Here is a 19,439-nt window from a genome sequence, read left to right as displayed (position 1 = left end):
CAACCCCGCACAGGCCTCTGGTGCGCACAGCGCACCCTACGCAAGAGCCGGCCGACCCTACATCGCGGCCACCCCTTCATGGCCGCGGGAAAGTTACTCGCTGGGCTTCTTCAGCTTCGGGTTGGGGAAGAACTGCACCGCCTGCACCTTGGGGTTGGCCGGCTTGGCCGCGCTCTTGTTGACCCGGGTCGGCAGCTCGCGGGGGATCGAGTTGCCCTGGGCGTCCAGGGTGTCGCCGAAGCCGCAGGCCACGCACTCGCGGTTCGGCGTGCCGTCCACGTCCCACATCTGGATGGTGTCCATGGCGCTGCAGGCCGGGCACACGGCGCCGGCGATAAACCGCTTCTTCAGGGTGCTCATGCCGCCTCCCCGCTCAGACCGGAGTGGCGCAGCAAGGCATCGATGCTCGGCTCGCGGCCACGGAAGTCGACGAACAGCAGCATCGGCTCCTGAGAGCCGCCGCGGGCCAGGATCGCCTCGCGGAAGGCGCGGCCGGTGGCGGGGTTGAGCACGCCCTCTTCCTCGAACCGGGAGAAGGCGTCGGCGCTCAGCACCTCGGCCCACTTGTAGCTGTAGTAACCGGCCGCGTAACCGCCGGCGAAGATGTGCGCGAAGCTGTTGGCGAAGCGGTTGTAGGCCGGCGGGCGCAGCACCGAGACCTCGGCGCGGATGCCTTCGAGCACCTCCAGCACGCTGCGGCCGTCGCCATGGCTGGCGTGCAGTTCGAAGTCGAACAGGCTGAACTCCAGCTGGCGCACCATCATCAGCCCGGACTGGAAGTTCTTCGCCGCCAGCATCTTGTCCAGCAGGTCTTGCGGCAGCGGCTCGCCGGTCTCGTAGTGGCCGGAGATCAGCGCCAGGCCCTCGGGCTCCCAGCACCAGTTCTCCATGAACTGGCTGGGCAGCTCCACCGCGTCCCAGGCCACGCCGTTGATGCCGGACGCGCCGGCGTGCTCGACGCGGGTCAGCAGGTGGTGCAGGCCGTGGCCGAACTCGTGGAACAGGGTGGTGACTTCGTCGTGGGTCAGCAGCGCCGGCTTGCCGAGGGAGGCCGGGGTGAAGTTGCACACCAGGTTGGCCACCGGGCTGATCAGCTGGCCATCGGCGGCACGCCGCTTGTCGCGGGCGCCGTCCATCCAGGCGCCGCCACGCTTGTTGGCGCGGGCGTAGAGGTCGAAGAAGAAGCGCCCGACGTGCTGGCCGTTCTCCTCAATCTCGAACAGGCGCACATCCGGGTGCCAGCTGTCGAAGCCGGACAGTTCCTTGATCTGGATGCCGTAGAGCTTCTGGACTATGGCGAACAGGCCGCTCAGCACCTTGTCGATGGGGAACCAGGCGCGCACCTGCTCCTGGGAAATGCTGTAGCGCTGCTCGCGCAGCTTCTCGCTGTAGTAACCGACGTCCCAGCTCTGCAGATCGGCGCAGCCCTGCTCGGCGGCGAAGGCTTTCAGTTCCTGCAGGTCCTGGACGGCGAAGGGCTTGCTGCGCACGGCCAGGTCACGGAGAAAATGCAGAACCTGGTCGGTATTTTCGGCCATCTTGCTGGCCAGCGACAGTTCGCTGTAATGGGCGAAGCCGAGCAGGCGGGCCAGTTCCTGGCGCAGGTCGAGAATCTCGGCCATCAGCGGGCCGTTGTCGAACTGGCCGGCATTCGGCCCCTGGTCGGAGGCGCGGGTGCAGTAGGCGGCGTAGACCTCTTCGCGCAGGGCGCGGTCGTCGGCGTAGGTCATCACCGCGAAGTAGCTGGGGAACTCCAGGCTGATCAGCCAGCCGTCCAGGCCCTTGGCGGCGGCGGCCTGGGCCATCTGCGCCTTGGCCGAGTCGGTGAGGCCGGCCAGGGCGGCTTCATCGGTGACGTGCTTGGTCCAGGCCTGGGTGGCGTCGAGCAGCTGGTTGGAGAATGTGCTGGTCAGCTCGGACAGCTTCATCTGGATCTCGCCGTAGCGCTTCTGCTCGGCGGCCGGCAGGTCGATACCGGACAGGCGGAAGTCGCGCAGGGCGTGTTCGAGGATGGTCTTTTGCGCCACGTCGAAGCCGGCGGCGGCCGGGCTGCCAGCCAGCGCCTCATAGGCCTGGAACAGCGGCTTGTTCTGGCCCATCTCGGTCCAGTACTCGGACAGCTTGGGCAGGCAGGCCTCGTAGGCCGCGCGCAGCTCGGCGTTGTTGCACACCGCATTGAGATGGCTGACCGGGCTCCAGGCCCGACCCAGGCGCGCGTTCAGCTCGTCCAGGGCCAGCACCAGGCCGTCCCAGCTCGGCGCGGCGCGCTGGCTTTCGAGGATGGAAACCAGCGCCGCGCGGCTGTCGGCGAGGATGCTGTCGATGGCCGGCTCGACATGCTCGGGCTTGATCGCGGAGTAGGGCGGCAGGTCGAAATCTTGCAGGAGGGGATTGCTGGCGGACACGGCAAGGCACCTTTGATGCGCATATTCAGGAACAGGTTATGGGGCCGCGGGCGGCAATTCACAACCGGAATGCCCTGCATGTTAATTACAATCGGGGCAAACCGCAGCTTGGGAGCTTTCTATCGTGGCGATTCGTACATACCAGGGCGTGAACCCGCAGCTCGGCGCACGGGTGTTCGTCGACCGCTCGTCCGTGGTCATCGGCGATGTCGAACTGGGCGAAGACAGCTCGGTGTGGCCCTTCGCCCTGATCCGCGGCGATATGCACCGAATCAGGATTGGCAACCGCACCAGCGTGCAGGACGGCAGCGTGCTGCACATCACCCACGCCGGGCCGTTCAACCCGGACGGCTACCCGCTGATCATCGGCGACGAAGTGACCATCGGCCACAAGGTCACCCTGCACGGCTGCACCCTGGGCAACCGCATCCTGGTCGGCATGGGCAGCATCGTGATGGACGGCGCGGTGGTGCAGGACGAGGTGATCATCGGCGCCGGCAGCCTGGTGCCGCCGGGCAAGGTGCTGCAGAGCGGCTACCTCTACGTCGGCAGCCCGGTGCAGCAGGCGCGGGCGCTGAGCGACAAGGAGCGCGCCTTCTTCAGCTACAGCGCGGCCAACTACGTGAAGCTCAAGGACCTGCATATCGCCGAGGGCTACGACCAGGCCGAATAGCCCCGACCTGATTGGTTATCGCGCCGCGACTCAGACAATAGAAAAGGACTTTCCCCCATGCACGCCAACCCTTTCGACACCCCAGCCGCAACGGCCCAGGCCCAGCCGGCGGCCAAGGCGCCCAGCCTGCCTTACGCCTTCATGGGCCTGGCCGCACTGATCGGCCTGCTCGGCCTGGTCATCAATCTGCTCAACGTCTGGCTGCTGCAGGATGAGCAGATTTTCGCGAGTTATCTGGAGTACCTGCCGCAGATCCTCGCCTCGTTCGTCGAGGCCACGCTGCTCAGCGCAGTGGCCGCCCTGCTGCTGACCCGCAGCTATCTGGAACGGCACGCCATCGCCGGTTTCAAGCGCCCGCGGCAGCTGCTGGCGCTGTACTTCGGCATGGCGCTGGCGCTGTCTCTGGCTGCTGGGCTGTTCGGCGGGCAGTTGCTGGCGCACCTGCTGGCCTGGGCCTATGAATGGTTCGAATCACCGACGCTGGCGCAGTTGCTGGTCAGCGAGCCGATCAACCTGCTGCTGTTCGCCCTCGACACCCTGCTACCGCTGTGGCTGTGCCTGCACCTGCTGCGCCGCAACGCCGAGCCAGGCAAGGCCCAGGCGATCGCGCGCGGGGAACCGGCACTGGCCTTTGCCCTGTGTTTTGCGGTGTTCTATCTGAAGCTGCTGAGCCTGCTGCCGGAACAGGTATTCTTCTACGACAACACCTGGGTCTACGGCCTGCTCCTGCTGGTCGGCCTGCCGTACGGCGCACTGGTTTTCGCCGCGGCCTGGAGCGGCCTGCCGCTGCAACTGAGGCAGTGCAACCCGGGTCGGCTGATCCTGGCCAGCCTGCTGTGCCTGTTGCTCTGGCTGCTGGCCTTCGTGCTGGTTGCCGTGGCCATCGCGCTGTATACCCTGAACGGCAACGAGCTGTTCAGCGAAGCGCTGCTGGCGCTGCCCGGTCTGGGCCTGCTGGCCCTGCTCTGGCCGCTGACGCGCCTGAGCCTGCGCTGGGTGTACCGGCCGCAAGCCGTTTGATGGCCAGGTACCCGGCTGCTTCGTGCGCTAGTTGCCCGCCGCCAGCCTGTTCAACCGGGCATGGCGCTGCTTGGCCAGCAACTCGCCGAGTAGCGTGGCTTGCGCATAGAAGACGGCCCAGTCGCCGCCGGCCTGGCGAAACAAGGTGGCAAACGCCGGCACCCACTGGTCATACAGACCGAAGGGCAGCAGCTTGGCATTGTTCAGCGGCGCGTTGATCCAGGCATCGAAACGCCGGTCGCCGTGCCATTGGTCATCGCGCAGCCGGCGGTACTCGCCGCGCAGGCGGGCGAACTCGGCAGCCTTGCCCTGGCGCTTTTCCGCGTCGCTGCGCGGGCTGGCGTACAGCCGTTCGAGGCGCGCGCGGCTGGCCAGGATCAGCGCGATGAACTGCTGATTCTGCCGTTCGCCGGCGTCGTCCTGCGCCGGCAGGCCACGGCTGACCCGCCACTGGTGCAGGCCTTGCTGCTCGACGAAGCTGGCGAAGGACTCGTTGAACGCGGTGTCGTCCTGCACATACAGCTGCTGGTGCGCCAGCTCGTGGAAGATCACCGCGGCCAGACGCTCGTCGTCCCAGCGCAGCATGCTGTTGAGGATCGGGTCATCGAACCAGCCCAGGGTGGAATAGGCCTCGATCCCGGCGACATGGGTATCCAGCCCCTCCTGGCGCAGCAGCGCGGCGGCGCCACGGGCGCGGCCCTGCTGGTAGTAGCCGCGGTAGGCCACGCAGCCGGCGATGGGGAAGCAGTGGGTCTGCGGCGCCAGGGACAGCTCGGCGGTGGCGAACACATTCCACACCACGTAGGGCCGCTGCAGATCGGCATACAGGCGATAGCTGCGGTTGTCCGGCAGGCCCAGTTCGGCGCTGGCAAAGGTCCGGGCCTGCTGGGCCAGGGCCAGACGCCGCTGCAGCTGCGGGTCGGCGCCCGGGTCGGCGAGAATCGCGCTGACCGGCTCACGCGCCTGCAGCAACCGCGCCTGCCCCACGGCCAGGTGGCTCAAATAATCCAGGTTGGCACAACCGCTCAGCAGCAGGCCGAGCAGCAGGGGAACCACGCGGCGGCGGGCGCGGTCGAGTATGACGAACGATGGGATCGGTAACATGCCCATGAGCCTATTGCATTGCCCCTGCCATACGCCACCCATGAGGAAAACCGCCATGCGCCGCCTGTTGCTCTGCTGCCTGCCCATCGTCCTTGCCGGCTGTGCCCTCTGGCTGCCGCGCCACGACCCCGGCCAGGCCTGGATCGAGCTGCACGGCGGCGAAGACCAGCGGCTGCAGGCCCTGCAGGTGGACGGCAAGGCCCTGGAGGACGACCGCTACTTCCAGGTCAGCCCCGGGCGCCACGCCTTGCAGGTACGCCTGCAGTTCCGGGTTGCGCCGGGCAATATCGGCCCCAACAGCCAGGGCCGCCCGCGCACCTGCCTGCTGACCCTGGACTACGCCGAATTCGCCGCCGGCCAGCGCTACCTGCTGCGCACCGGCAGCCATGGTTTCCGCCCCTGGGCCAAGCTCTACGACACCCGTGGCCAGCACCTGGCGCGGGCCCGCGAAGGTCGCTGCGGCGAGGTTTGATCGGCGTTATGCTGAAAGCCTGTCGCCAGGAGTCATCCACCATGCGCCCACTCTTTCTCCTCGCCCTGCTCACGCTCGGCGCCTGCGCCAGCCCGTTGCCCAGCCCCGACCCGCAGCAGGCCTGGGTCACGCTGTACGCCAGCGCCGGCTATACCCTGATGGCGCACAAGCTGGACGATCAGCAGACCCCCGACGGTCGCTACTTCCAGGTCAGCCCCGGGGCCCACACCCTGGATGTGCGCTTCCAGTTCGAAGTGGCCGGCGGCGGCGGTGGCAGCGACTTCAACAGCGAACCGCTGCAGATGACCTGCCACCTGCGCCTGCAGTACGACGGCTTCGCCGCCGGCCAGCAGTACCGCATCGAGGCCCGGCCGCTGCTGATGAAGGCCCAGGGCTGGCTGTACGACAGCCAGCGCCGGGTGCTGGCGCGTGCCAAGGTGCTGCGCTGCAACACCTTTGGTTGATGGCCTGGCCCGTAGGTAATCCGGGCTACTCGGCAGCCTGCCTGCCGCCACACGCGATTTGGTGGGAGCGGCTTTAACCGCGATGCTCTTGCGGCGTCGGGTTTTCGCGGCTGAAGCCGCTCCCACAAGAGCGGCGCCTGCCGCGCGTTAGCTAACGCAACCCGGCCACAATCTCGAAGCTGCGCAGGCGGTGCTCGTGCTGGTACAGGTCGCCGGTGAAGATCAGCTCGTCGGCGCCGGTCTGCTCCAGCAGAATCTCCAGGCGCGCGCGCACCTTCTGCGGCCCACCGATCACCGCCAGGCCGAGGAAATCGCCCACCGCCTGCTGCTCGTGCGGCTGCCAGCGCCCGGCCATGCTCTCCACCGGCGGGCGCAGCACCAAGCTCTGCCCGCGCAGCAGCGCCAGCACGCGCTGGAAGGCGGTGGTGGCGAGGAACTCGGCCTCCTCGTCGCTGGGTGCGGCGATCAGTGGCACGCCGACCATGGCGTAGGGCTTGTCGAGCACGGCCGAGGGCTGGAAATTGTCGCGGTAGATGCGCAGCGCCTGGTGCAGGTAGCGCGGCGCGAAGTGCGCGGCGAAGGCATAGGGCAGGCCCTTCTGCGCCGCCAGCTGGGCGCTGAACAGGCTGGAGCCGAGCAGCCAGAGCGGCACGTTGCTATCCATGCCGGGCATGGCGATCACCTGCTGCCCCGGCTGGCGCGGGCCGAGCAGGGCCTGCAGTTCCTCGACATCCTCGGGGAAGTCGTCGGCGCTGCCCAGGCGGTCGCGGCGCAGGGCGCGGGCGGTCTGCTGGTCGGCCCCCGGCGCGCGGCCCAGGCCCAGCTCGATGCGCCCCGGATAGAGCGCGGCGAGGGTGCCGAACTGCTCAGCCACCACCAGCGGCGCATGGTTGGGCAGCATGATGCCGCCGGAGCCCAGGCGCAGGGTGGTGGTGCCGGCGGCCAGGTAGCCGAGCAGCACGGCCGTGGCCGAGCTGGCGATGCCTTCCATGTTGTGGTGCTCGGCCACCCAGTAGCGCGAGAAGCCCAGGCGCTCGGCGTGCTGCGCCAGGGCCAGGGAGCGTTGCAGGGCCGGCGCCGGGCCGGTCTCGTCGTCGCGCATCGGCGCCAGGTCGAGGATGGAAAACGGGGTGGTGGATAGCCTGCTCATACAGCCTCCTGAGGTCATCCCTGCTTTATGGGGGCGGCGCGGCGAAAGGCAACAACGAAAAGGCCGGAGCCCCTTGCGGGAACTCCGGCCTGTGCCGGTGAGGGCTGCGCTCAGCCGCGCTGGTAGACGATTTCCTTGCTGCCACCTTCGCAGGTGCCGACCACCGTCTTGTCGCCGGCGCTGCCCTTGTCCACCACCTCCAGGCTGTAGGCGGCGACGCCCTTGGCCTTGAGCTTGGCGTCGATCTCCGCCTTGAGCTCCTCGCACGGCTTGGCCGCCGCCAGGGCCGAGCCGGCCAGGGAAAACAGGGCCAGGCCCAGGATCAGTTGCTTCATGGTTAACGCTCCTTCGTTAGGCAAAGGGCTCATACGAGCCATGACGGGGCAATCCACCCCAGGCGGCAGGGGCGGACGCCGTTGGGCGAACCCCGGCACCACGCTGCCAGACCTCAGGCAGCCTAGCGCAACGGCCAGTGAATTTCTGCCAACGCCTCAGCTATTGCCGATGCGGAAGCCGACCTTCAGGGTCACCTGATAGTGGCCGACCTTGCCGTTCTCGATATGCCCACGGGTTTCGGTGACCTCGAACCAGTCCATGTTGCGCACGGACTTGGCGCATTCGGCCAGGGCGTTGCTGATCGCGTCCTCGATGCTGAGCTTCGACGAACCGACGACTTCGATCTTCTTGTAGGTGTGGTGATCGGACATGCTGCTTCTCCTCAGGCAGGACTGTTCCTGTCTGAGGCTAGTCGAGAATCAGCCGGCCAGCTCCTGCCGCAGCCACTCGGCCAGGCGCTCGGCGCGCGCATCGCGAGCCCGCGCCGGCACCCACAGGGCCAGGCGGGCCGGGGTCTCGACGAAGCCCCAGGGCGCCAGCAGGCGGCCGCCGGCCAGGTCGTCGGCGACCAGCTGCTGCGGCGCGATGGCCACGCCGAGGCCGGCCGCCGCCGCTTCCAGCAGGTAGTAGAGGTGCTCGAAACCCTGGCCCAGCTGCAGCCGCCGGGCATCCAGCCGCTGCGCGCGGGCCCACTGCGGCCAGGCCTGCGGACGCGACACGGTATGCAGCAAGGGCTCGCCGAGCAGCGCCGCGGCGGGCGCGGCGATCAGACGGTCGTGGCCCTGGTAGCGCGGGCTGAGCACCGGGCCGATGCGTTCCACGGTCAATTCATGGACCTGCATATCCGCCGGCCAGGGCGGCTCGGCGAAGCACAGGGTGGCGTCCACCCCGGGACGGCGCGGGTCCAGCTCGCCTTCGCTGGCCGACAGCTGCAGGCGCAACTCCGGCAGCTCGCGGTTGAGCCGATCCAGGCGCGGAATGAACCAGCGCGCCAGCAGGCTGCCGGGGCAGGCGAGGACGAAGGGCGCATCGACCTGCTGCTGTTTCAGCTCGGTGCAGGTGCTGCGCAGGCGCTCGAAGGCATCAGACGCCGCGTCGCGCAGGCGGCTGCCGGCATCGGTGAGTTTTACGCCGCGCCCGTCCTTGCTGAACAGGGCCACCCCGAGCTGTTCCTCCAGCAGCCGGATCTGCCGGCTCACCGCGCCGTGGGTCACGCTCAGTTCTTCCGCGGCCTGGCTGACGCTCTGCAGGCGGGCGGCGGCCTCGAAGGCGCGCAGGGCATTCAGCGGGGGCAGTTCTCGGCTCATGCTATCTGTGAGTTTTCCTGACGTGTCACGGAAATCTAATCGCTTTTCAGGGCAGCGGCCAGGGGTAGAATGGCGCCATCGCACATCCTCCCTGGGAGAGCCCCATGACTTCACTGCGCACCGGCCCTGACGCCACCGGCCTGTTCGGCCACTTCGGCGGTCAGTACGTCGCCGAAACCCTGATGCCGCTGATCCACGACCTGGCCGCCGAGTACGAGAAGGCCAAGCAGGACCCGGCCTTCCTCGAGGAACTGGCCTACTTCCAGCGCGATTACGTCGGCCGGCCCAGCCCGCTGTACTTCGCCGAGCGCCTGACCGAGTACTGCGGCGGCGCCAAGATCTACCTCAAGCGCGAAGAGCTGAACCACACCGGCGCGCACAAGATCAACAACTGCATCGGCCAGATCCTGCTGGCCAAGCGCATGGGCAAGCAGCGCATCATCGCCGAGACCGGCGCCGGCATGCACGGCGTGGCCACTGCCACCGTGGCCGCGCGCTTCGGCATGGAATGCGTGATCTTCATGGGCACCACCGACATCGACCGGCAGCAGGCCAACGTGTTCCGCATGAAGCTGCTGGGCGCCACGGTGATCCCGGTGGTCGCCGGCACCGGCACCCTCAAGGACGCGATGAACGAGGCGCTGCGCGACTGGGTGACCAACGTGCACAACACCTTCTACCTGATCGGCACCGTGGCCGGCCCGCACCCGTACCCGGCGATGGTGCGCGACTTCCAGGCGGTGATCGGCAAGGAAACCCGCGAGCAGATGCAGGAGAAGGAGGGCCGCCTGCCCGACAGCCTGGTCGCCTGCATCGGCGGCGGCTCCAACGCCATGGGCCTGTTCCACCCCTTCCTCGATGACAGCAGCGTGAAGATCGTCGGCGTCGAAGCGGCCGGCCACGGCATCGACACCGGCAAGCATGCGGCCAGCCTGAACGGCGGCATCCCGGGCGTGCTGCACGGCAACCGCACCTTCCTGCTGCAGGACGATGACGGCCAGATCATCGACGCCCACTCGATTTCCGCCGGCCTCGACTACCCCGGCATCGGCCCGGAACACGCCTGGTTGCATGATATCGGCCGCGTCGAATACACCTCGGTGACCGACCACGAGGCTTTGGAGGCCTTCCACAAGTGCTGCCGCCTGGAAGGCATCATCCCGGCCCTGGAAAGCGCCCACGCCCTGGCCGAAGTGTTCAAGCGCGCGCCGGGCCTGCCCAAGGATCACCTGATGGTGGTCAACCTGTCCGGCCGCGGCGACAAGGACATGCAGACCGTGATGCACCATATGAGCCCCCAAGTAGAACAAGAGCAGGAGAAGCACGCATGAGCCGCCTGCAGACGCGCTTTGCCGAGCTGAAACAGCAGAACCGCGCCGCCCTGGTGACCTTCGTCACCGCCGGCGACCCCAACTACGGCACCTCCCTGGCGATCCTCAAGGGCCTGCCGGCGGCCGGCGCCGACGTGATCGAGCTGGGCATGCCGTTCACCGACCCGATGGCCGACGGCCCGGCGATCCAGCTGGCCAACATCCGCGCCCTGGCCGCCAAGCAGAACCTGGCCAAGACCCTGCAGATGGTTCGCGAATTCCGCGAAGGCGACAGCAGCACCCCGCTGGTGCTGATGGGCTACTTCAACCCGATCCACCACTACGGCGTCGCTGCCTTCATCGCCGAGGCCAAGGAGTCCGGTGTCGACGGCCTGATCGTGGTCGACCTGCCGCCGGAACATAACGCCGACCTGTGCGATCCGGCCCAGGCCGGCGGCCTGGACTTTATCCGCCTCACGACTCCTACGACTGACGACAAGCGCCTGCCCACCGTACTCAACGGCAGCTCGGGCTTCGTCTATTACGTCTCGGTGGCCGGCGTCACCGGCGCCGGTTCGGCCACCGTCGAGCACGTGCAGGAAGCCGTGGCCCGCCTGCGCCGCCACACCGACCTGCCGCTGTGCATCGGCTTCGGCATCCGCACCCCGGAACACGCGGCGACCATCGCCCGCCTGGCCGACGGCGTGGTGGTCGGCTCGGCGCTGATCGACCAGATCGCCAACGCCAAGGACGACCAGCAGGCCGTGGACGGCGTGCTCGGCCTGTGCCGCCAGCTGGCCGAGGGCGTGCGCGCCGCGCGCCGCTAAGCCATCCCGCGCCCCGAAGCCGCTGTCCTGCTCGCGCAGGCAGCGGCTTTTTTCTGCCCTTCACTCTGAACCTGACCGGCAGAAAATTCGCCGTGATATAGCTCTTCGCAATAATTATAAGAATTGTTACCATTTACAAATAATTTGCAAATGGAGCTTTCTGGTGACTTTCTCACGCATCCCCTCGACCCTGCCACTGGTCGGCCTACTCGTTGCTCCCGCCCTGTCAGCCGCGACCCTGCCGGCCACCACCATCCAAGGCGACTATGCCCAACAGAGCTACCAGGCCACCGAGAGCAAGGGGGCGCTGAAGATCGATGCCCCGCTGCGCGACATCCCGCAGACGGTGAACGTTATACCCGCGAGCGTGATCAAGGATCAGGGCGCCCAATCCATGGAGGACGTGCTGAAGAACGTGCCCGGCATCGGCCTGTCCAACGGCGACGGCCAGCGCGACCAGGTCACCATCCGCGGCTTCAGCGCCATCGGCGACATCTTCGTCGACGGCTTCCGCGACGACGCCCTGTACTTCCGCGACCTGTCCAACATCGAGCGGGTCGAGGTGATCAAGGGTCCGGCCGCCGTGCTCTACGGTCGCGGCTCCTCCGGCGGGCTGATCAACAACGTCAGCAAGAAGCCGAATTTCGCCCCGCAACAGGAAGTCGGCGTCAGCTTCGACAGCGAAGGCCAGCGCCGCACCCAGTTCGATGCCGGCTGGGCCGACCAGCAGCAGGGCGACAAGGCCTTGCGCATCACTGGCGCGCTGGAGGACAGCGACACCTTCCGCGACGACGGCTACACCGACCGCAAGGCCATCGCGCCGTCGGCCTACTTCCGCCTGTCCGACGACCTGGAGCTGAACCTCGGCGCCACCTACCTGTATGACCAGCGCCTGATCGACTTCGGCATCCCCGCCCGTGACGGCCGCCCGGTGGATGTCGACCGCGACAAGCGCTTCGGTTCCGGCGACCCGGATCAGGACTATGCACGCAGCGAGGTATTCACCCTCACGGCCGGTGTCGACTACCAGATCGACGACGATCTCAGCCTGAGCAACAACACCCGTTACTACCGCTACGACCTGGACCGCAACAACACCCTGGCCGACTCCGGCGCGAAACGCTTCGTCACCGCGCCGAACGGCGAGCTGCTGGTCAAGCTGAACCGCGGCAACGTCGCCCGCGACGAATACGGCATCTTCAACCAGACCGAGCTGAAGCAGCAGGTCCGGCTGGCCGGCCTGCAGCACAGCCTGCTGTATGGCGTCGAGCTGGGCCATCAGGACAAGCACCAGCGGGTATTCAGCCAGAACAATGTGGCCCAGGTGCCGGTGTATCGCGACGCCCTGGTCGTCGTGCCGGAGCACGCCAGCACCCTGTCCACCAAGGGCACCAACTTCCAGGAAACTGCCGGCTTCTACGTGCAGGACCTGATCGAGCTGAATGCACAGTGGAAGGCCCTGCTGGGCGTGCGCTACGACATCTTCGGCCAGGAGTACGACGACGAGCGCGCGGCCAACGTCGATCTCGACCGCACCGACAAGACCTGGAGCCCACGCGCCGGCCTGGTCTACCAGCCCGACCAGGTGCAGTCCTACTACGTCTCGGTCAGCCGCGGCTACCAGCCCTCGGGCGAAGTGTTCGCCGTCAGCGCGGCCAATGCCGGCCTGGAGCCGGAGGAGACCACCAACTACGAGCTGGGCAGCAAGTGGGAGCTGTTCGACGGCCGCCTGTCGCTCACCGCGGCGGTGTTTCGCCTCGAGCGCACCAACATGAAGACCACTGACCCGGCCAACCCGGCCCTGCTGGTCCTCGCCGGGGAGCAGCGCACCGATGGCTTCGAGGCCACCTTCAGCGGCGAGCTGACCGACAAGTGGCAGGTCTACGGCGGCTACGCCTACCTCGACGCCGAGATCACCAAATCCAACAGCAAGACCAACGGTGTGGCCAACGAAGGCCAGACGCCGAGCCTGACCCCGCGCAACAGCGCCAACCTCTGGCTGGTGCGCCAGCTGGCCCCGCGCTGGCGCCTGGGCATGGGTGCCAACTACGTCGACGAACGCTACACCGCGCTGGACAACGTGACGGTGATGCCCGGCTACACCACCTTCGACGCCGCCCTGCTGTACAACGAGCCGAGCTGGGACGCCGCGCTGCGCCTGAGCAACCTGACCAACAAGGACTACTACGCCTCCGCCCACGGCTCGGTTGACCTGATCACCCCCGGCGCGCCGCGCACCCTGGAGCTGAGCGCCAACTACCGCTTCTGAGTCTCAGCACCGCCAGCAGGCGAGGGCAGGCTACAGCCGGCCCGCCCATCCGGACGAACGACATGGCGGCCCCGATGGCGCCTGTCTAGCCTGAGCGGTGATGGCCTCCGCCAGCCGTTCGCCCTCCCCGGGCGAGCGGCGGAGGCTGGAGGCGTAGCATGAACGACGAGCTCCCCCCTCTCGAACTCAGCCTGGAGCCCCTGGAAGAGTCCTCCCCGCCGCCGAATGCGCCCAGGCAGAAGGCCAGCTTCCCCATCGACACCCGCGACAACCACCAGGGCGAACGCCGCAAGAACGGCGAGCGGCGCCAGACCGTGCGCTTCGAGGCCGACCGGCGCAGTGGTCAGGATCGCCGCTCCGGCAACCAGAAGGGCTGGAAGCCGGGGGTCGATATCTAGCGCCCGCTGACCAGCGCCAGCACCTGCCAGTAGCTCGGTGGTTCGGCCACCAGGCCGCGCTGGCGCAGCAGCGTGTGCAGCTGCGGCAGGCGGAAGTAGGGCACCGAGGCCATCAGGTGGTGCTCGATGTGGTAGTTGACCCGGATCGGCGCGACGAAGGCACGAGCCAGCCAGCCGGCGCGGGTGGTGCGGGTGTTGCGCAGGGTGTCGCGACTGGGTTCCAGGCAGGCGTGCTCGGCCATGGAACGGATGCGGATGAACAGCGGGAAGGGCGTGACATAGGCCAGCGCCCAGATACCATACAGCCAGGCCTCGCCGCAGGCCCAGAGCGCGGCCAGCAACAGGCCGTTGGTCAGCAGCATGCCGGCGGCGTTGCCCAGGAAGCACAGCGGATAGTCCCACCAGCGCCGCCCCTCCTGGGGCAGGCGCTGCACGTCGTTGGCCACCGTCCACTTGAGCACGCCGGCATCCATCAGCACCCGGCCGAGGACGAACTTCAGCCCGGTGACGCCGAACAGGTCGCGGGCCAGTTTGCGCGCCAGCGAGACGCGGGTGGCCGGGAAGCCGGCCACCAGCGACAGGTCCGGATCCTGCGCGCTGGAAGTCTTGGCGTGGTGCACCAGGTGGTAGGGCCGGTACTTGTGCAACTCGTTCCACACCGGCCGCGCGCACAGCCAGTCGGCCAGCACGTCGTTGCCCCACTTGCTCTTGAACAGAGTGCCGTGGGCCGCGTCGTGCTGCAGTATGGCCAGGCACAGCTGGCGCCCGGCGATGACGGCGAGACCAAGCGGCAGGGCCAGGGCGAAGGCCCACAGCGGCAGATGTGCCTGGGCCCAGGCCAGGGCGGCGAAGGTCAGCGCCAGCACGCCCCAGGTCGAGGCCACGGCCCAGCCGCCGCGCCAGTCGGAGCGCTCGGTGAGCGCCCTGATCTCGTCACGGCTGAGGATATCGGCGATGCGGGTGCGGGTCTCGGACATGGCGGGACGCTCGTTGCGGGAGTCGTCCCGATTGCAGCATCGGACGCGGCGCATTGCAGGCGTCGGAGACGACTGATTGCAGTGCGATTCGGCCAAGCCTTCAGCGCAACTTGCTCACCATCGCCGCCAGCACGCTGAACACGGCGCGCGCCAAGCCCTTGCTGCGCGCACCGTTCCAGCCGGTGCGCGGATCGGGGCTGAGGTCGTGGTCCTTGAACGGCATCTCCACCGTAAAGGCCAGGCAGTCGTAGGCCTGCCCGACCCAGTTGCAGGCCAGTGCCAGGTTGGCGTGGCCCGGCTCGTCACGCGGGTAGCCGTGCTCCACCTGAAACTCGCCGCAGGCCATCAGGCGCTGGCGGAACTCCTGCTCCAGCGCGTCCAGGCGCGCCGTGAAGCCGGGGTTGCCTTCGCAGCCGGCGGTGAACACGTAGGGGATTTCCTCGTCGCCGTGGATATCCAGGAAGCAGTCGACGCCGTGGGCGGCCATCTGCTGCTGGACGAACAGCACTTCCGGGCTGAGCGCGGCGCTGGGTGCCTGCCAGGCGCGGTTGAGATCCTGGCCGGCGGCATTGGTGCGCAGGTTGCCGAGGAAGGCGCCGTCCGGGTTCATGTGCGGCACCAGGTACAGGTCGGCCTGGGCCAGCAGCCCGCGCAGTTCCTCATCGGCCTGCTCCAGCCGCTCGATCAGCCCCTCCATGAACCACTCGGCCATGTGTTCGCCCGGATGCTGCTGGGCGATCAGCCAGATCCTGCGCGGCGCGGCGGCCGTGCCGCGCACCCGCAGCAGCGGCAGCTCGCGGCCCTGCAGGCTGCTGCCGCAGGCCAGCAGCTCGACGTTGGCCAGGGCCAGGGCGCGCACCAGCAGCTGGGCGTGGCGCGCGCGGCGGTAGGGTTCGAAGTAGGCGAAATAGGCCTGGGCCTGCTCGGCGAGCAGCTCGAAGTGCAGGCCACCCTCGTCATAGCGGGTCGGCACGCGGAACCAGTCCACCCCGTCGTAGCTGGCCACCGCCTGGTAGCCGCTCCAGGCGTTCTTGTAGCTGGACTGCGGCGCGTTGACCAGGCTGAAGCCGTGGCGCTGGCCGGGCAGCAGGCCCTCGGCGAGGAAGTGGAACCACTGGAAGTGCTCGCTGGCGAAGTCCTTGCGGATCGCCAGACGCACCTGCTGCGGGTTGCTGGCGTCCAGCACCTGGATATTGCCGCTGTCGAAGTCGCTACGAATCTGCATGGCCGGGCCTCTCGCTGGGGATAGCGGCAGAATAACCGCCCGCGCCAGCCCGTGCACCACGACCGCGCGGGCACCCGCGACGCGACGAAACCGGCCTCGGTGGATCGTCAGCCAGTACCAGCCATCGGCCGGGCTTGGCCTTGTGAATTATCTGGTGTATTTTTTCATGAAATACAAAACAGATAATTTCACGAGGCGCGTATGTTCAAACAGTCCGCTCAGCATATCGGTACCTATTACGCCGCCACCTACGGCAGCATCCCGCTGCGCCCGCACCAGGCCGGCAGCGAAGAGTGCCAGGTGCTAGTCATCGGTGGTGGCTTCAGCGGCCTGCACACCGCATTACGCCTGGCCCTGGCCGGTAAAAAAGTAGTGCTGCTGGAGGCCAGCCGCCTGGCCTGGGCCGCTTCCGGGCGCAACGGCGGCCAGGCGCTGCCGGGCTGGTCCTGCGACATGCCGCCGCTGGAAAAGGCCCTGGGCACCGAGCGCGCCCGCCAGCTGTGGGACAGCATGACCTGGGCCGCCAACGAGATGCGCGAGCTGCCCCTGCGCCACGGCTTCGACATCGACTACCGCAGCGGCGCGATCTACACCGCCGTGCTGCCGCGCCGCGTGCGCCTGCTGCGGGAAAACCTCGAAGAGGCCGTGGAGAAATGGGGCTATGAGCAACTGAGCTTCATCCCCAAGGAAGAGTTGCCGGAGTGGATCGCCAGCCCGCGCTACCTGGCTGCCCTGCATGACGCCGGGGGCGCCCACCTCAACCCGCTGAAACTGGCCCAGGGCCTGGCCGCCGCCATCGAGGCGGCCGGCGGGCGCATCTACGAACAGAGCCAGGTGCTCGACTACCGCGAGACCGGCTCGGGCTACGTGGCCCGCACCGCCCAGGGCGAGGTGCGCGGTGACGTGCTGGTGCTGGCCTGCAACGCCTACATCGACCGCCTCGACCGCACGCTGTCCAAACGCCTGCTGCCGGTCGGCTCCTACCAGGTGGCCACCGCACCGCTGGACCCGGAACTGGCGCACTCGCTGTTCCCGCGTGGCACCTGCGCCATCGACAACCAGTTCGTCCCCGACTACTTCCGCGTCACCCCGGACAACCGCCTGCTGTTCGGCGGCGGCTGCACCTACCTGGGCGGCATCCCCAAGGACGTGGCGGCGGCCACCCGGCCCTACCTGGAGCGGGTGTTCCCGCAGCTGCGCGGGGTGCAGATCGACTACGGCTGGGGCGGCCACATCGACTGCACCATGCACCGCACCCCGGACGTCGGCCGCCAGGGCCAGAAGTACTGGCTGCAGGGCTTCTCCGGCCACGGCATCCTGCCGACCCTGGCCGCGGCCCGCGCGGTGAGCGATGCGATCCTCGGCGACGAACAGCTGCTCGGCCTGTACCAGGCCCTCGACAACCCGCGCTTCCCCGGCGGCGACCTGCTGGCCGCGCCGATCGAGGCGGTGGGCAAGGCCTGGTACCGCCTGCGCGATGTGATCTGATGCCGGGCAGGGTGGATGGCCACCCGACAAGGCCCAACGACTACACAGGAACACCCGATGGACATGCAGGATGAAATAGAAGGGCTGGCGATCCTGGTGCGCGACCTGCGCAAGCACAAGAACGTCACCCTCAACGAACTGGCCGAACGCATCGGCCGCTCGGTGGGCTTTCTGTCCCAGGTCGAGCGTGGCCTGTCGCGCCCGACCGTGGCCGACCTCACCGCCATCAGCGAAGCGCTGGGCGTGCCGACCACCTATTTTTACAGCCTGAGCAAGCCGCGCGAGGTGCGCTGGGTGACCCGGCCGGACGAGCGCCGCACCCTCTACTACGCCGGCGGCATCACCGACGTGCTGGCCTCGCCGACCATGTCCGGCGGCTTTTCCATGCTCGAAAGCCACCTCGAACCCGGCGCCACCAGCGGCGAAGGCCACCTGGACGACAGCTCCGAGCAGGGCGGTTTCGTCCTCGAGGGCGAGCTGACCCTCTGGTACGGCGACGCTGCCGAACCGGTCACCCTCGGCCCCAACGATAGCTTCCAGCTGCCGCCGCATGCCCAGTTCCGCTACGCCAACCTCACCGATTTCCCCACAAGAGTGCTTTGGGTCTTCACCTGACCCGCGCAGATACCCCCATGACAACAACAACGAAATTCCCCGATCTGCTCAGCGAAGTACGTGCCTTCCGCGCGGCCAACCCCGAGGTGCGCTATGTCGAACTGATCTGCCTGGACATTCCCGGGCACTTCTATGGCAAGCGCTACCCCATGGACATGCTGGAGAAGGTCGCCGCCGGCGGCCCGCTGAAAGTGCCGCAGAACTGCGTGCTGCTCGGCGCCCAGGGCGGCCTGCACCCGATTGGCGACTACTGCTTCAACGACGGCGACCCGGATGCCCCGCGCCGGCTGATCCCCGGCACCCTCAAGCCGGTGCGCTGGGAAAAGCAGCCAATGGGGCAGATGCTGATCAGCTCCGACGGCACCGAGGCCCCGATCGAGTTCGAGCCGCGCGAAGTGCTGGCCCGCGTGCTCAAGCGCCTGGAGGCACGGGGCATTCGCCCGGTGGTGGCGTTCGAGCTGGAGTTCTACCTGTTCGACCGCAAGTTGGAGAACGGCCTGCCGCAGTTCCCCCGCGACCCGCTGACCGGCGATGCCGACGACCAGCCGAACATGCACATCGAGCGCCTGACGCGCTTCTCCGACGTGCTCCATGAAACCGTGGAAGCGGCGCGGGAACAGGGCGTCGACGCCAACGTGATCACCGCCGAACTCGGCCCCGGCCAGTTCGAGATCAACTTCGCCCACTGCGACGACGGCCTGCACGCCGCCGACCAGGCCGCGCTGTTCTGCCGCAGCACCCGCGGCGTGGCCATGCAGCATGGCTACCGCGCCAGCTTCATGAGCAAGCCCTACCTGCAGGCACCGGGCAGCGGCATGCACGTGCATGTCAGCCTGTACGACCGCGATGGCCGCAACCTGCTCGACAGCGACCAGCAGCGCCCGCTGCGCCACGCCGTGGCCGGCTGCCTGGAGCTGCTGCCGCACTGCATGCCGATCTTCGCCGCCAACCACAACGCCTTCCGCCGCTACGGCGCCATGGTCAACTCGGCGAGCAAGGCCAGCTGGGGCTTCGAGGACCGCGATGCATGCATCCGCATCCCCGAGTCGGACGGCAAGAACCTGCGCATCGAGCACCGTCTGGCCGGCGCCGACGCCAACCCCTACCTGGTCCTGGCGGCCATCCTCAGCGGCATGGAATACGGCCTGGACCAGGCCCGCGAGCCGATCCCGTCGCTCAATGAGGACCGCCGCAGCGGCATCGACTTTCCCAAGGACATGCTCACCGCCGTGGCGGCGATGGCCTCGCACCAGGTGGTCAAGGACAAGCTGGGCAGCGAGTTCGTCTTCGTCTACTGCGAGAACAAGCGCCAGGACCACCTGGACTTCATGCATGAGGTCAGTGCGCGGGAGTACCGCTGGTTCCTCTGAGGCATCGCGTGACTGTATGGCGTTGAGCG

Annotated in this window: 20 protein-coding genes; 11 read left to right on the top strand and 9 right to left on the bottom strand. The window is 67.9% G+C overall.

The features are described from left to right. Positions 1-93: 93 nt before the first annotated feature. Together F3I62_RS02285 and prlC are read right to left on the bottom strand one after the other, a co-directional pair. Positions 94-360 (bottom strand): YheV family putative zinc ribbon protein, encoded by a 267-nt coding sequence (locus F3I62_RS02285; RefSeq protein WP_160488061.1) that lies wholly within the window; start codon positions 358-360, stop codon positions 94-96. Then, positions 357-2,405 (bottom strand): oligopeptidase A, encoded by a 2,049-nt coding sequence (gene prlC, locus F3I62_RS02280; protein ID WP_160488060.1) that lies wholly within the window; start codon positions 2,403-2,405, stop codon positions 357-359. Before prlC ends, F3I62_RS02285 begins: the two co-directional genes overlap by 4 nt. A gap of 124 nt (positions 2,406-2,529) precedes the next feature. Between prlC and F3I62_RS02275 the strand changes: the two genes are divergently transcribed. After that, entirely contained in the window at positions 2,530-3,078 is a 549-nt protein-coding gene (locus F3I62_RS02275) for a gamma carbonic anhydrase family protein (RefSeq protein ID WP_160488059.1), read from the top strand. A 57-nt stretch (positions 3,079-3,135) separates the two neighbouring features. Further along, positions 3,136-4,098, top strand: coding sequence for a hypothetical protein (locus F3I62_RS02270; protein ID WP_160488058.1), 963 nt, complete (start codon positions 3,136-3,138; stop codon positions 4,096-4,098). A 27-nt stretch (positions 4,099-4,125) separates the two neighbouring features. Here F3I62_RS02270 and F3I62_RS02265 read toward each other — a convergent pair whose 3' ends face one another. Continuing rightward, positions 4,126-5,202, bottom strand: a complete 1,077-nt coding sequence (locus tag F3I62_RS02265) for an aminopeptidase (protein ID WP_256667592.1) — start codon at positions 5,200-5,202, stop codon at positions 4,126-4,128. Between the two features lie 55 nt (positions 5,203-5,257). Between F3I62_RS02265 and F3I62_RS02260 the strand changes: the two genes are divergently transcribed. Then, positions 5,258-5,674 carry a hypothetical protein gene (locus tag F3I62_RS02260; protein ID WP_160488057.1) on the top strand — a complete coding sequence of 139 codons (417 nt, stop codon included), beginning with the start codon at positions 5,258-5,260 and terminating at the stop codon, positions 5,672-5,674. 41 nt (positions 5,675-5,715) lie between these two features. Further along, complete coding sequence (locus F3I62_RS02255) at positions 5,716-6,138, top strand: hypothetical protein (protein WP_160488056.1); 423 nt, start codon at positions 5,716-5,718, stop codon at positions 6,136-6,138. A gap of 151 nt (positions 6,139-6,289) precedes the next feature. Here F3I62_RS02255 and F3I62_RS02250 read toward each other — a convergent pair whose 3' ends face one another. The 4 genes from F3I62_RS02250 to F3I62_RS02235 form a co-directional block, all read right to left on the bottom strand. After that, a complete protein-coding gene (locus tag F3I62_RS02250) occupies positions 6,290-7,288 on the bottom strand; it encodes an LLM class flavin-dependent oxidoreductase (protein WP_160488055.1) in 999 nt (332 codons plus the stop codon). Between the two features lie 110 nt (positions 7,289-7,398). Continuing rightward, positions 7,399-7,623: a DUF1161 domain-containing protein gene (locus F3I62_RS02245; protein WP_160488054.1), complete on the bottom strand. Its 225-nt coding sequence runs from the start codon at positions 7,621-7,623 to the stop codon at positions 7,399-7,401. Positions 7,624-7,779: 156 nt separating this feature from the next. Next, positions 7,780-7,995 (bottom strand): dodecin, encoded by a 216-nt coding sequence (locus F3I62_RS02240; RefSeq protein WP_160488053.1) that lies wholly within the window; start codon positions 7,993-7,995, stop codon positions 7,780-7,782. A gap of 48 nt (positions 7,996-8,043) precedes the next feature. Next, positions 8,044-8,931, bottom strand: a complete 888-nt coding sequence (locus tag F3I62_RS02235) for a LysR family transcriptional regulator (protein WP_160488052.1) — start codon at positions 8,929-8,931, stop codon at positions 8,044-8,046. 104 nt (positions 8,932-9,035) lie between these two features. On the opposite strand from F3I62_RS02235, the gene trpB reads away from it, so the two are divergent. From trpB to F3I62_RS02215, 4 genes are all read left to right on the top strand, one after another. Then, positions 9,036-10,262 carry a tryptophan synthase subunit beta gene (trpB, locus tag F3I62_RS02230; protein ID WP_160488051.1) on the top strand — a complete coding sequence of 409 codons (1,227 nt, stop codon included), beginning with the start codon at positions 9,036-9,038 and terminating at the stop codon, positions 10,260-10,262. Continuing rightward, on the top strand, positions 10,259-11,068 hold the full coding sequence (trpA, locus tag F3I62_RS02225) for a tryptophan synthase subunit alpha (RefSeq protein WP_160488050.1): 810 nt from the start codon (positions 10,259-10,261) through the stop codon (positions 11,066-11,068). The genes trpB and trpA overlap by 4 nt, the downstream gene beginning before the upstream one ends. Before the next feature lie 160 nt (positions 11,069-11,228). Next, complete coding sequence (locus F3I62_RS02220) at positions 11,229-13,337, top strand: TonB-dependent siderophore receptor (RefSeq protein ID WP_160488421.1); 2,109 nt, start codon at positions 11,229-11,231, stop codon at positions 13,335-13,337. 158 nt (positions 13,338-13,495) lie between these two features. Next, complete coding sequence (locus F3I62_RS02215; RefSeq protein WP_160488049.1) at positions 13,496-13,735, top strand: hypothetical protein; 240 nt, start codon at positions 13,496-13,498, stop codon at positions 13,733-13,735. Here the strand turns inward: F3I62_RS02215 and F3I62_RS02210 are convergent. Next, positions 13,732-14,712 (bottom strand): fatty acid desaturase family protein, encoded by a 981-nt coding sequence (locus F3I62_RS02210; RefSeq protein WP_160488048.1) that lies wholly within the window; start codon positions 14,710-14,712, stop codon positions 13,732-13,734. The genes F3I62_RS02215 and F3I62_RS02210 overlap by 4 nt on opposite strands. A 100-nt stretch (positions 14,713-14,812) precedes the next feature. Then, the gene (locus tag F3I62_RS02205) at positions 14,813-15,937 is read right to left on the bottom strand and encodes a carboxypeptidase family protein (RefSeq protein ID WP_160488047.1); all 1,125 of its coding nucleotides are present in this window, start codon (positions 15,935-15,937) and stop codon (positions 14,813-14,815) included. Positions 15,938-16,138: 201 nt separating this feature from the next. Between F3I62_RS02205 and F3I62_RS02200 the strand changes: the two genes are divergently transcribed. The 3 genes from F3I62_RS02200 to F3I62_RS02190 are packed head-to-tail and all read left to right on the top strand — an operon-like array spanning position 16,139 to position 19,410. Continuing rightward, entirely contained in the window at positions 16,139-17,425 is a 1,287-nt protein-coding gene (locus F3I62_RS02200; RefSeq protein WP_160488046.1) for an FAD-binding oxidoreductase, read from the top strand. A 57-nt stretch (positions 17,426-17,482) separates the two neighbouring features. Continuing rightward, a complete protein-coding gene (locus tag F3I62_RS02195) occupies positions 17,483-18,040 on the top strand; it encodes a helix-turn-helix domain-containing protein (protein WP_160488045.1) in 558 nt (185 codons plus the stop codon). A gap of 17 nt (positions 18,041-18,057) precedes the next feature. Then, complete coding sequence (locus F3I62_RS02190; RefSeq protein ID WP_160488044.1) at positions 18,058-19,410, top strand: glutamine synthetase family protein; 1,353 nt, start codon at positions 18,058-18,060, stop codon at positions 19,408-19,410. Positions 19,411-19,439 lie beyond the last annotated feature (29 nt).

Source organism: Pseudomonas sp. R-28-1W-6, from assembly GCF_009799925.1.
Lineage (GTDB): Bacteria > Pseudomonadota > Gammaproteobacteria > Pseudomonadales > Pseudomonadaceae > Aquipseudomonas.
This window is presented reverse-complemented; position numbering and strand designations above follow the sequence as displayed.

Coding starts and splice junctions, on each gene's coding strand:
- F3I62_RS02285 (WP_160488061.1), bottom strand. CDS start 360: ATGAGCACCCTGAAGAAGCGGTTTATCGCCGGCGCCGTGTGCCCGGCC.
- F3I62_RS02270 (WP_160488058.1), top strand. CDS start 3,136: ATGCACGCCAACCCTTTCGACACCCCAGCCGCAACGGCCCAGGCCCAG.
- F3I62_RS02265 (WP_256667592.1), bottom strand. CDS start 5,202: ATGTTACCGATCCCATCGTTCGTCATACTCGACCGCGCCCGCCGCCGC.
- F3I62_RS02260 (WP_160488057.1), top strand. CDS start 5,258: ATGCGCCGCCTGTTGCTCTGCTGCCTGCCCATCGTCCTTGCCGGCTGT.
- F3I62_RS02255 (WP_160488056.1), top strand. CDS start 5,716: ATGCGCCCACTCTTTCTCCTCGCCCTGCTCACGCTCGGCGCCTGCGCC.
- F3I62_RS02250 (WP_160488055.1), bottom strand. CDS start 7,288: ATGAGCAGGCTATCCACCACCCCGTTTTCCATCCTCGACCTGGCGCCG.
- F3I62_RS02245 (WP_160488054.1), bottom strand. CDS start 7,623: ATGAAGCAACTGATCCTGGGCCTGGCCCTGTTTTCCCTGGCCGGCTCG.
- F3I62_RS02240 (WP_160488053.1), bottom strand. CDS start 7,995: ATGTCCGATCACCACACCTACAAGAAGATCGAAGTCGTCGGTTCGTCG.
- F3I62_RS02235 (WP_160488052.1), bottom strand. CDS start 8,931: ATGAGCCGAGAACTGCCCCCGCTGAATGCCCTGCGCGCCTTCGAGGCC.
- trpB (WP_160488051.1), top strand. CDS start 9,036: ATGACTTCACTGCGCACCGGCCCTGACGCCACCGGCCTGTTCGGCCAC.
- trpA (WP_160488050.1), top strand. CDS start 10,259: ATGAGCCGCCTGCAGACGCGCTTTGCCGAGCTGAAACAGCAGAACCGC.
- F3I62_RS02215 (WP_160488049.1), top strand. CDS start 13,496: ATGAACGACGAGCTCCCCCCTCTCGAACTCAGCCTGGAGCCCCTGGAA.
- F3I62_RS02210 (WP_160488048.1), bottom strand. CDS start 14,712: ATGTCCGAGACCCGCACCCGCATCGCCGATATCCTCAGCCGTGACGAG.
- F3I62_RS02205 (WP_160488047.1), bottom strand. CDS start 15,937: ATGCAGATTCGTAGCGACTTCGACAGCGGCAATATCCAGGTGCTGGAC.
- F3I62_RS02200 (WP_160488046.1), top strand. CDS start 16,139: ATGTTCAAACAGTCCGCTCAGCATATCGGTACCTATTACGCCGCCACC.
- F3I62_RS02195 (WP_160488045.1), top strand. CDS start 17,483: ATGGACATGCAGGATGAAATAGAAGGGCTGGCGATCCTGGTGCGCGAC.
- F3I62_RS02190 (WP_160488044.1), top strand. CDS start 18,058: ATGACAACAACAACGAAATTCCCCGATCTGCTCAGCGAAGTACGTGCC.